The 11476-nt window shown below is 70.8% G+C and carries 10 protein-coding genes and 1 pseudogene; 8 read left to right on the forward strand and 3 right to left on the reverse strand.

Annotated features, from left to right (window positions below; all coding sequences use genetic code 11):
* Together ABZT74_RS31605 and ABZT74_RS31610 are read right to left on the reverse strand one after the other, a co-directional pair.
* Positions 1-204 (reverse strand): annotated as a pseudogene (locus tag ABZT74_RS31605) (DNA primase); the annotation flags it as partial.
* Positions 205-820: 616 nt separating this feature from the next.
* Positions 821-1417, reverse strand: coding sequence for a universal stress protein (locus tag ABZT74_RS31610; RefSeq protein ID WP_356440549.1), 597 nt, complete (start codon positions 1415-1417; stop codon positions 821-823).
* 266 nt (positions 1418-1683) lie between these two features.
* Here ABZT74_RS31610 and ABZT74_RS31615 point away from each other — a divergent pair, with 266 nt between their 5' ends.
* Positions 1684-2421: an SDR family oxidoreductase gene (locus ABZT74_RS31615; RefSeq protein ID WP_356440552.1), complete on the forward strand. Its 738-nt coding sequence runs from the start codon at positions 1684-1686 to the stop codon at positions 2419-2421.
* A gap of 86 nt (positions 2422-2507) precedes the next feature.
* Here the strand turns inward: ABZT74_RS31615 and ABZT74_RS31620 are convergent, their stop codons facing one another.
* Complete coding sequence (locus ABZT74_RS31620) at positions 2508-3140, reverse strand: hypothetical protein (RefSeq protein ID WP_355880596.1); 633 nt, start codon at positions 3138-3140, stop codon at positions 2508-2510.
* Positions 3141-3524: 384 nt separating this feature from the next.
* Here ABZT74_RS31620 and hemL point away from each other — a divergent pair, with 384 nt between their 5' ends.
* The 7 genes from hemL (at position 3525) to ccsB (ending at position 11375) form a co-directional block, all read left to right on the forward strand.
* Positions 3525-4841: a glutamate-1-semialdehyde 2,1-aminomutase gene (hemL, locus tag ABZT74_RS31625; protein ID WP_356440555.1), complete on the forward strand. Its 1317-nt coding sequence runs from the start codon at positions 3525-3527 to the stop codon at positions 4839-4841.
* Positions 4838-5557, forward strand: coding sequence for a histidine phosphatase family protein (locus tag ABZT74_RS31630; protein WP_355880590.1), 720 nt, complete (start codon positions 4838-4840; stop codon positions 5555-5557). Before hemL ends, ABZT74_RS31630 begins: the two co-directional genes overlap by 4 nt.
* 132 nt (positions 5558-5689) lie before the next feature.
* Positions 5690-6946 (forward strand): hypothetical protein, encoded by a 1257-nt coding sequence (locus tag ABZT74_RS31635; RefSeq protein ID WP_356440559.1) that lies wholly within the window; start codon positions 5690-5692, stop codon positions 6944-6946.
* Between the two features lie 66 nt (positions 6947-7012).
* Positions 7013-7636: a TlpA disulfide reductase family protein gene (locus tag ABZT74_RS31640; RefSeq protein WP_355880584.1), complete on the forward strand. Its 624-nt coding sequence runs from the start codon at positions 7013-7015 to the stop codon at positions 7634-7636.
* Between the two features lie 50 nt (positions 7637-7686).
* Positions 7687-8424: a cytochrome c biogenesis protein CcdA gene (locus ABZT74_RS31645; RefSeq protein WP_356440568.1), complete on the forward strand. Its 738-nt coding sequence runs from the start codon at positions 7687-7689 to the stop codon at positions 8422-8424.
* 3 nt (positions 8425-8427) lie between these two features.
* On the forward strand, positions 8428-10260 hold the full coding sequence (locus ABZT74_RS31650) for a cytochrome c biogenesis protein ResB (RefSeq protein WP_356440564.1): 1833 nt from the start codon (positions 8428-8430) through the stop codon (positions 10258-10260).
* A complete protein-coding gene (gene ccsB / locus ABZT74_RS31655; protein ID WP_355880578.1) occupies positions 10257-11375 on the forward strand; it encodes a c-type cytochrome biogenesis protein CcsB in 1119 nt (372 codons plus the stop codon). The genes ABZT74_RS31650 and ccsB overlap by 4 nt, the downstream gene beginning before the upstream one ends.
* The last annotated feature ends 101 nt before the right edge of the window (positions 11376-11476 follow it).

Here is an 11476-nt window from a genome sequence, read left to right on the forward strand (position 1 = left end):
CTCGTGCCCGGAGCCCTTGTCGTGGTCGCTGTCCTTGTCGTGCTCCTTGCTGTAGGAAGAGGAGGAGTCGTCGTGCTCCTTGGTCGAGGAGGACGAGGAGTCGTGGTCCCAGTCGCCGGCCGTGACGGCGTAGGCGCCGGGGGCGGCGATCGCGAGAGCGGCGGTGGCCGTCGCGGCAGCGAGGAGCATGCGGGCAGATCGCATTGTCGGAGTCCTTCCGTCAGGACCGGGCAGCTGACCTCTTGTCAGCAGTCGTGAACCCGGCCCGACGTGATCCACCGTCAATCCGATCCGCTCCGCCCACCACTTGAGGCGCACGCTCGGCCCACTCCCGCCGCCGCCCCCAACGGCCGTCCCGTTCGCCCACCCGAGAACGGCCACCCCTCTCTGACCTGGCCGTTCGATGCGAGCCTCCGGCGTGTCGCCGAGCCCGTCGGGCCTTTTGCGCTTGACCCGATCGGCGGCGACTCGTCTGCTCACCGTCCCGGGCGTGGCGCGGGACCCCGCAGTGTCCGATCGCGACGTCCGGACCCTGGGTCACGGACCGTCAGGGCGCGACGCGCGCGAGGGCACGGGTCGTCAGATCGCCGGCGAGCGGGAGGCACGGGCCGTCAGATCCCGACGTCCCGGCGGTTCGTGTCCTCGTAACGGGATGCCGGCGGGGTCCGGGTGAGGGGCCATCGGATGGGGCCCGGGCACGGGGGGAGGGCAGGGGAGGGGCGGGAGTGGGGAGAGCAGGCGGGTGGGCCGCTCCGCGGTTCGGCGTCGGGTGGTCCGGCGTCCGGGCGAGCGCGGCCGGCGCTCGCCGGGCCGGGTCCGTTCAGCGCGTGCCGACCGTCAGTTCCCTCGCGTCGAGGGGCAGGTGGAGGCCGATCCTGCGCCGGACCGCCGCGAGATCGCTCACCAGGGGCGAGGGCGGTACGGCGAGGACGGGGCAGCCGGCGCGTGCGAGGCAGTACCGGGCGACGGAGGGGAACAGGGCGCGGCGCAACGGCCCGCGCCCTCCAGCCCCGACCACCAGGAGATCGCCCTCACCGGCGGCGCTCTCCACGAGCGCGGGCCCGGCCGCGCCCTGGACGACCACGGCCTGGAACGGCACCTCGGGCCCGTCGGGTCCGAAGGCCGAGCCGAGCGCGTCGAGCAGCCGCCGGCCGGCGTCCTGACGGAGGTTCTCCACCGGCGGGGGGCAGATGGCGCGCCGGTACCCGTACGTGCCACCGGGCGGCTCCCAGGCGAGTACGGCCAACAGGTCGGCGCCGCCACGGCGGGCCTCGTACGCGGCCCGGTGCAGCGCGGCCAGGCTCCCCGGCGACCCGCTCACCCCGACGACGACCCGTCGCCGGCCGGGGCCCGGGCGGACACCGTCCTCGCCCGCGCCGCTCTCCCCGCCCACACCCGCACCCGAAGCGCGCATCATGACCTCCCCGTTCCTCCCCGTCCCTCGCCGGCCGTCCGCCGCACGGACGCCCAGGTATCCGTTGCCCAGGAATCCGGCCGTCTCCCATGGAAGGCGCGGGTGGCAGGCGTGTCCGGCGTGTTGACGTCTTCCTGACCCCGCTCGCCCCCGCGCTGACGCCCCTCTGACGCCGGCCCGCTCGCCGCCCGTCCCGCGCCTGGCACACTGACCGGCTGACCGGCGGGAACGGCGGGAACGGCGAGAGACAGAGGCGGGCGATGGCGGGCGTGCGGGACGGAAGCAGGATCACCGTGGTGACGGGCGGCAGCCGGGGGATCGGCGCGGCCGTGGGCCGTCGGCTGGCCGAGGACGGGCACGACGTCGTCATCGGCTACCGGTCCGACGCCGCGGCGGCCGAGAAGGTCGCCGAGGAGGTCCGTGCCGCGGGCCGGAGGTGTCTGACCGTGGCCGTCGACACGTCCGACGCGGGCGGGGTCGACCGGCTCTTCGACGCGGCCGCGGCCGAACTCGGCCCGGTCAGCGGCCTGGTGAACAACGCCGGGATCAGCGGCCCCAACGGCCGCCTCGCCGACGCCGACCCCACGGGCATGCGGCAGGCCCTGGAGGTCAACGTGCTCGGCTATCTGCTCTGCGCGCGCCGCGCGGTACGGGAGATGACCGCGGCGGGCGGGGGAGCGATCGTCAACATCTCCTCCGCCGCGGCGACGCTGGGCAGCCCGGGCCAGTACGTCCACTACGCCGCCGCGAAGGCCGCCGTCGACGCGCTGACCATCGGCCTGTCCAAGGAGGTCGCGGCCGACGGCATCCGCGTGAACTGCGTCGCCCCCGGCACGGTCTGGACCGACTTCCACCAGGACCCCGAGCGCCCGGCCCGGGTCGCCCCGGCCATCCCCCTGGGCCGAGCGGGCCGCCCGGACGAGATCTCCGGCGCGGTGTCCTGGCTCCTGTCGCCCGACGCGTCGTACACGACGGGGGCGGTACTGCGGGTGGCGGGCGGGCTGTAGCGCCGGGCGGTGTGGCTCCCGGCTACGGCCGGGGCACGCGAGAGGCGGGGTTCATGGTCCCCGCTCGTGCGGCGATACGTCTCGGGTCAGGGCCAGACCAGGCAGTAGGGCTGGTGGCCCGCCTCGTGGAGGCGGTGGGAGAAGTCCTGCCATTCGTGCAGGAGCTGGTACACGTTGAACGCGTCGCGGGGGCCGCCCCGGTCCGGGACCGTGGACCAGATGAAGGCGGCCGCGCCGACCGCCTCCTCGCCGATGCCGCGGAGCGGGTCGACGACCGTCATGGGGAGCTTGACCACGGCGTAGTCGGGGTGGAGAACGACCAGTTCCAGCGGGGGGACCTTGTGCAGGGGGACGCCTTCTATGCCGGTGAGGACCATCGCGGCCATCGTCTCCGGCTTGATCTTGGTGAACATGCCGTTCATCCCGAGCTCGTCGCCGCCGAGCTCCTCGGGGCGCATCGAGATCGGGACCCGGGCCGCTGTCGCGCCGTCCGGAGCGCCGAAGTATTTGTACGTCACCCCCACCCGGCCACCATTTCCGCTTCCCGCCCGCAGCCGCCCCACCGAGCCGTCGTCGTGCTCGGAGTCGCCCTGCGGTCCCTGTGCCTGTCCAGCCCGAGTGCCGGCCGCTTCCTCCGCCTCGCGTCGGTGCTTTCCCCGCCGGGCACGCCGAGGACCGAGGTCATCGGTCCCCTCGCCCAGTCCGCCACCGCGATGCATATCTCCACCCGACTGCTTTTCTAAGGCGCGCGACCCCCGCCACGCAACCCGATCATCGTGACAGTGACCTCCCCCACGGCCGCACGCCGAAACGTACGCTGAAACACCTGTCCGCGGGATCTTCGCGGCCCCTGAACACCATGGTTCATGTGAGCTGTCCGTCCGTAGCCCCAGTTTCGCAGATGGCCGGGGGAAGGGGGCCGGTTGTCGTACCGGGCTCCTCCCCGCCCCTCCGCGATGGCCGGGATCATTCCTCTCCCGAGCCGTACGTCGGGCCGCGCCCGTCCGTTCACGGTTCCCCGTTCTTCCCCTCCCGGGTCCCCGGCGCCGCTGGCCTACCCTGAGGTAGTCACTAGCCCCCCGGAGTCGGAGACGTCGCAGGTCATGACCGAACTGCCTTATCCCTACGAAGCCCCAGCCTCGCAGTCGCTGTTCGACCGTGCGGCCATCGTCACCCCAGGTGGCGTGAACTCGCCGGTGCGCGCCTTCCGAGCCGTGGGCGGTACGCCCCGGTTCATGGTGTCCGGCACCGGTCCGTACCTCACCGATGCCGACGGCCGTGAGTACGTCGACCTCGTCTGCTCCTGGGGTCCCATGATCCTCGGACACTCCCACCCCGAGGTCATCGCCGCCGTCCAGGAGGCCGTCTCCCGCGGTACGTCCTTCGGTACGCCCGGTGAGGGAGAGGTCGCCCTCGCCGAGGAGATCGTCGCCCGCGTCGAGCCCGTCGAGCAGGTCCGGCTCGTCTCCAGCGGCACCGAGGCGACGATGTCGGCCATCCGGCTCGCGCGCGGGTTCACCCGGCGGGCGAAGGTGATCAAGTTCGCCGGCTGCTACCACGGGCACGTCGACTCGCTGCTCGCCGCGGCGGGCAGCGGCCTCGCCACGTTCGCCCTGCCGGACACCCCCGGTGTCACGGGCGCGCAGGCCGGCGACACCATCGTCCTGCCGTACAACGACCTCGAAGCCGTGCACGCCGCCTTCCACGCGCACCCCGGCGAGATCGCCTGTGTGATCACGGAGGCCTCGCCCGGCAACATGGGCGTGGTGCCTCCGGCGCCCGGGTTCAACCAGGGCCTGAAGGACGCCTGCGCGAAGAACGGCGCCCTGTTCGTCTCCGACGAGGTGATGACCGGCTTCCGCACGAGCAGGGCCGGCTGGTTCGGGATCGACGGTGTGCGTCCCGACCTGATGACCTTCGGCAAGGTGATGGGCGGCGGCTTCCCGGCAGCGGCGTTCGGCGGCCGCGAGGACGTCATGTCGCACCTCGCGCCGGCCGGGCCGGTGTACCAGGCGGGCACGCTCTCGGGCAATCCCGTCGCCACCGCGGCCGGTCTCGCGCAGCTGCGGCTGCTCGACGACGCGGCGTACGACAAGGTCGACGCGGTGTCGGAGCGGATCCGGACGCTGGTGTCCGAGGCGCTCGCCAAGGAGGGTGTGACGCACCGCCTGCAGAACGCCTCCAACATGTTCTCCGTGTTCTTCACGGGACGTGAGGTGCGCGACTACGAGGGCGCGAAGGCGCAGGAGTCCTTCCGCTACACCGCGTTCTTCCACTCGATGCTGGCGCAGGGCGTGTACCTGCCGCCGTCCTCGTTCGAGTCGTGGTTCGTGTCGGCGGCCCATGACGACCAGGCGGTTCAGCGGATCGCCGACGCCCTTCCGGCGGCGGCACGGGCAGCGGCGGAGGCCACGGCATGAGCGAGTCCATCGGTACGAACGGCGGCACCGGCGCCGCGGGCGACGACGACATCACCGTCGTCCATCTGATGCGGCACGGTGAGGTCGCCAACCCGGACGGCGTGCTCTACGGGCGGCTGTCCGGCTATCACCTGTCCGAGCTCGGCCGGCAGATGGCCGACCGGGTGGCCGAGCACCTCGCGCCGCGTGACGTCACCCACGTCGTGGCCTCGCCGCTGGAGCGGGCGCAGGAGACGGCCACGCCGATCGCGAAGGCGCACGGCCTCGACCTGGCGACCGACGGGCGGCTCATCGAGGCGGACAACGTCTTCCAGGGCAAGACCTTCGGGGTCGGGGACGGCGCGCTGCGGCGGCCGGAGAACTGGAAGCACCTCGTCAACCCGTTCAAGCCGTCCTGGGGCGAGCCCTACGTCGACCAGGTCGTGCGGATGATGGGCGCGCTGGACGCGGCCAAGGACGCCGCGCGCGGTCACGAGGCGGTGCTGGTGAGCCATCAGCTGCCGATCTGGATCGTGCGCAGCTATGTGGAGAAGCGCCGGCTGTGGCACGACCCGCGCAAGCGGCAGTGCACGCTCGCCTCCCTGACGACCTTCACCTACCGCGGCGACAAGATCGTGTCCGTGGGCTACAGCGAGCCCGCGCGCGACCTGGTTCCGGCGCACCTCCTCGCCGGTGCCAAGCCGGTGAAGGGCAAGGACAAGGCGTTCGGGGCCTGACGGCCAAATGAGCGCATATTCGTAAAATCATATAAATCTGCGCGAGTTATACGGAACCCGCGACTTCATCGTGCCCTCTCATGGGGTGCCAGCTGAGAGCCAGCTGAGAGGGTGCGATGAAACGAGGACCGTATGCGGGACGTCAGCCGGAGGGGAATGATCGGTCTCGGGGCAGGCGCCGCGGCCGCAATGGGACTTGCCGCGTGCGGCACCGCGCAGAAGGACGCCGTGGGTCACGCCGGTGGTTCCCCCACGGCGGGCAGCGGCAGGCCCGGCACCCCGAAGCGGACCGTACGCCCCATCGGTGACGGTTCCACCGCCTACACGGGCAAGCAGCCGCACCAGCCCGCGGAGCCCGTGCCGCTGGAGCCCGGCGAGACCCCGCCGCAGTTCGTGGTCTTCTCCTGGGACGGCGCCGGCGAGGTCGGCACCGGTCTCTTCGAGCGCTTCCTGCGGCTCGCCAAGGAGAACGAGGCGCACATGACGTTCTTCCTCTCCGGGCTGTATCTGCTGCCCGAGTCGAAGAAGCGCCTGTACGACCCGCCCAACAACCCGCGGGGCGCCTCGGACATCGGCTACCTCAACGACGACCACGTCCGGTCCACCCTGAAGCTGGTGCGCCAGGCCTGGCTCGACGGGCACGAGATCGGCACCCACTTCAACGGCCACTTCTGCGCCGGTTCCGGCTCGGTCGCCAACTGGACGCCCCGGCAGTGGCGCAGCGAGATCGCGCAGGCGAAGTCGTTCGTCACCGAGTGGCGCACCAACACGGGCTGGACCGATCTGCCCGCGCTGCCCTTCGACTACGAGAAGGAGCTGATCGGCGCCCGCACCCCGTGTCTGCTCGGCCAGGACAACCTGCTGCCCGCCGCCCGCGAACTGGGCTGGCGCTACGACGCCTCCTCGCCCGGCGGTGTGCAGCGCTGGCCGCAGAAGAAGCAGGGGCTGTGGGACCTGCCGCTCCAGGCGATCCCCTTCCCCGGGCACCGCTTCGAGGTCCTCTCCATGGACTACAACATCCTCGCCAACCAGTCGGTCGCCACCACTCGGGCGCCCTCGTACAACTACCCTGGCTGGCGCACCCAGGCGACCAACTCGTACATCTCCGGATTCAAGCGGGCGTACGAGACGAACCGGGCACCCTTCTTCGTCGGCAACCACTTCGAGGACTGGAACGGCGGCATCTACATGGACGCCGTCGAGAAGGCCTTCAAGTACATCGCCAACGAGAAGAGCAAGGGCGCGGACGTACGGCTCGTCTCCTTCCGGCAGTTCGTGGACTGGCTGGACGTGCAGCGGCCCGAGGTGCTGGCGAAGCTCCAGTCGATGGACGTCGCCGAACAGCCCGTCGGCGGCTGGAAGTCCTACCTTCGGGGGCAGGCCGCCTGATATGCGGGTTTCCGCCCGCAAGGGGGGTGCGGAAGATCCCCGAATCGGGCATGCGAAACTTTTCACATGAGTGCCGCCTGCCGCGCAGACCAGCGCCCGATCCGCACCCGTCGCCGCGCCGCCCTGCTGACCGCCGGGGCCGCCGTCGCCGCGCTCGTCCTGACCGCGTGCGGTTCGGGCGGCACGAAGGGCGGCTCCGGCGGCAGCGGCTTCGTCGCCGGCAAGGACGGCATCTCGACGGTGGCGAAGAGCGACCGCGTGGCCATCCCCGACCTCTCCGGCAAGACCGTCGACGGCAGGAAGCTCGACGTCGCGGACTACAAGGGCAAGGTCGTCGTCCTCAACGTGTGGGGCTCCTGGTGCCCGCCGTGCCGCGCCGAGGCGCCCAACTTCGTGAAGGTCGCGAAGGAGACCGCCGGCCAGGGCGTGCAGTTCGTGGGCATCAACACCCGTGACCCCAGCACCGCTCCGGCGAAGGCGTTCGAGAAGGAGAAGGGCGTCACCTACCCCAGCCTGTACGACCCGACGGGCAGGCTGATGCTCCGGTTCAAGAAGGGCACGCTCAACCCGCAGACCATCCCGTCGACGCTCGTCATCGACCGGGACGGGAAGATCGCGGCCCGCACGCTCCAGGCACTCAGCGAGGACAAGCTGCGCGAGATGCTCGACCCCGTCGTCGCGGAGAAGTGACCGGCGTGTCCCTTCTCCACTCGTCCACGGAACTCGCCGCCTCGACCGACATGAACACCACGGTCTACAGCGGCGCTCTCCTGCTCGCGTTGCCGATCTCGGTCCTCGGCGGACTCATCTCCTTCTTCTCGCCCTGCGTCCTCCCGCTCGTGCCGGGCTATCTGTCCTACGTCACCGGGGTCAGTGGCACCGACCTCGCGGACGCCAGACGGGGGCGGATGGTCGGCGGCGCGACCTTGTTCGTCCTCGGCTTCACCGTCGTGTTCGTCTCCGGCGGGGCCCTGTTCGGCTACTTCGGGTCGACGCTCCAGGAGTACCAGGGCACGCTGAGCAAGATCCTCGGCGTGCTGATGATCGCGATGGGCGTGTTCTTCATGGGGATGATGCCCTGGCTCACGCAGCGCGAGTTCCGCTTCCACCGGCGGCCCGTGACCGGTCTCGCCGGTGCCCCGATACTGGGCGCGCTGTTCGGCATCGGCTGGACGCCGTGCCTGGGCCCGACGCTCACGTCCGTGAACGCGCTCTCCATGGACCAGGCGAGCGCCGGACGGGGCGCCATACTGACCGTCGCGTACTGCCTCGGTCTCGGCGTGCCCTTCGTCCTCGCCGCTGTCGCCTTCCGCAAGGCGCTCGGTGCGTTCGGCTGGGTCAAGCGCCACTACGTCTGGGTCATGCGCATCGGCGGCACGATGATGATCGTGACCGGCGTGCTCCTGCTCACAGGCGCCTGGGACAGCCTGGTGCAGCAGATGCAGACGTGGTCCAGCGGCTTCACGGTAGGGATCTGATCCATGAGCACGACCGACACCGGCAACACCCGCGACTCCACCGCGACGCCGGAGGACGACGGCGCGCCGGCCCCGGTGAGCCCCAAGCGGCACATCGGGGTGAGCGCCGACGGCGAACTCGGCGAGGCCGGTTCCCAGCTGTCCACCGCGCCCGTCGAGACGGCGATGCCCGGCTCCTTCGGCGGCACCCGCAAGCCCGGCGCCGCGGGGTGGATCACCTGGACCGGCCGTGAGGTCACCGGCTGGGTCCGCTGGTTCTGGCGTCAGCTCACGTCGATGCGGGTCGCGCTGATCCTGCTCTTCCTGCTGTCGCTCGGCGCCATCCCCGGCTCGCTGATCCCGCAGTCCGGCACCGACGCCGCCAAGGTCCAGGACTTCAAGGACGCGCACAGCCTGCTCGGCCCGGTCTATGAGCGGCTCGGCCTGTTCCACGTGTACAGCTCGGTGTGGTTCTCCGCGATCTACATCCTGCTGTTCGTCTCGCTCATCGGCTGCATCGTGCCCCGCACCTGGCAGTTCGTCGGACAGCTGCGGGGCCGTCCGCCGGGCGCTCCCAAGCGGCTCTCCCGGCTGCCCGCCTACGCGACCTGGCGCACCGACGCCGAGCCCGAACTGGTCCGCGAGGCCGCGCTCAAGGTGCTCAAGCAGAAGCGGTTCCGGGCGCACATCGAGAAGGACGCCGTCGCGGCGGAGAAGGGCTACCTGCGCGAGACGGGCAACCTGCTCTTCCACATCGCGCTGATCGTGATGCTCGTCGCCTTCGCCTGGGGCCAGCTCTTCAAGTCCGAGGGCAACAAGCTGATCGTCGAGGGCGACGGCTTCTCCAACACGCTCCTGTCCTACGACGACTTCAAGTCCGGCAACCTCTTCAGCACCGACGACCTGACCCCGTTCAGCTTCGACCTGAAGAAGTTCACCGGCACCTACGAGCGGACCGGCCCCAACAAGGGCACCCCCCGCACGTACCAGGCGGCCGTCGACTACAGCGTCGGTGCCTACGGCAAGGAGAAGAAGACCGTCGTCAAGGTCAACGAGCCGCTCGTGATCGGCGACTCGAAGGTCTACCTCACCGCCCACGGCTACGCGCCCACCGTGACGGTCAGGGACGGCAAGGGCAAGGTCGTCTTCCACGACGCCGTGCCCCTGCTTCCGCTGGACTCGAACGTCACCTCGCAGGGCGCCATCAAGGTGATGGACGGCTACAAGAACGCGCAGGGCAAGAGCGAACAGCTCGGCTTCTCCGCCTTCTTCGTGCCGACCTTCGCCGGCGCGGGCAAGGGCGACATGTTCTCCCAGTTCCCGGCGCTCGACTACCCGGTGCTCGCGCTGAGCGGCTACCACGGCAGCCTCGGGGTCGACGCGGGCCTGCCGCAGAACGTGTACCAGCTCGACCCGGCCAACATGAAGCAGTTCAAGAACGCCAAGGGCGACATCGTCAAGAAGCGGCTGCGGCCCGGCGAGACGATGACCCTGCCGAACGGCGCCGGCTCGATCACCTTCGACAAGGACATCAAGGAGTGGGCGAACTTCCAGGTCACCCAGCAGCCCGGCAGTGACTGGGCGCTGGCCGGGGCGTTCTCCGCGATCTTCGGCCTCGCCGGCTCGCTGTTCATCCAGCGCCGCCGCGTCTGGGTCCGTGCCACCACCGGCGCCGACGGTGTCACCGTCGTCGAGATGGCCGGACTCGGCCGCAGCGAGTCCGCGAAGCTTCCCGAGGAGCTCGGCGACCTGGCCGCGCTCGTCCACGCAACCGCGCCCACCAAGCCCGACGATGACGCGGCACCCGCCGACGCCGAAATCCCCGTACCCGCCGCCGAAGGGGCTGAGAAGCAGTGACGCTCGCCACCGCGCACGACCTGGGCGCCGTGACCGATCTGGCCACCGCGACCAACGAACACCTCGCCAACATCAGCAACACGCTGATCTACTCCGCGATGGCCGTCTACACGCTGGCGTTCTTCGCGTACATCGCCGAGTGGCTCTTCGGCAGCCGCAGCAAGGTCGCGCGCACCGCGAACGCGCTCACCGCGGGCGGCGAGAAGCCGGCCGCCGCGCCCGAGGTCACCGTGCAGACGGCGGGCGGCACCGCCGTCCTCGCGCGGCCCAAGGTCGTCACCCGGTCCGCGGTCGGCGCGCGTGACGTGCCCGACGGGCCCGGCGCGCACGGCGGGGACGAGCAGGGCGACCTCTACGGCCGGATCGCCGTGTCCCTCACCGTCCTCGCGTGGGCCGTCGAGGCGGCCGGCGTGGTCGCCCGCGCCATGTCGGTGCGGCGGGCGCCGTGGGGCAACATGTACGAGTTCAACATCACCTTCTCCACCGTGGCCGTCGCGGTGTTCCTGGTGCTGCTCGCGCTGCGGAAGAACGTGCGCTGGCTCGGCCTGCCGCTGGTCACGACGGTCCTTCTCGACCTCGGGCTCGCCGTCACCGTCCTGTACACCGCGAGCGACCAGCTGGTCCCCGCGCTGCACTCGTACTGGCTGTACATCCACGTGTCGACCGCGATCCTGTGCGGCGCCGTCTTCTACGTGGGCGCCGTCGGCACGCTGCTCTACCTGTTCAAGGACAGCTACGAGAACAAGCTCGCGAGCGGCGGACAGCCCGGCCGGTTCGCCACCTCGGTCATGGAGCGGCTGCCCGCCTCGTCCTCGCTCGACAAGTTCTCCTACCGCGTGAACGCGGCCGTCTTCCCGCTGTGGACGTTCACGATCATCGCGGGCGCGATCTGGGCGGGCGACGCCTGGGGCCGCTACTGGGGCTGGGACCCCAAGGAGACCTGGGCGTTCATCACGTGGGTCGCGTACGCCTGCTACCTGCACGCGCGCGCGACGGCCGGCTGGAAGGGCCGCAAGGCCGCCTACATCGCCCTGATCGCCTTCGGCTGCTGGCTGTTCAACTACTACGGCGTGAACATCTTCGTCACCGGCAAGCACTCCTACGCGGGCGTCTGACCCGCGCGCGTCAGCGTGCGGTCACAGGAATCACATAGGGGTGGGGACGAATGAAGAGCATCATCGTGCGCCGGGTGACCCTCGCGATCGCGCTGACCGCC

Source organism: Streptomyces sp. NPDC005302 (genome assembly GCF_040607345.1).
Taxonomy (GTDB): Bacteria; Actinomycetota; Actinomycetes; order Streptomycetales; family Streptomycetaceae; genus Streptomyces.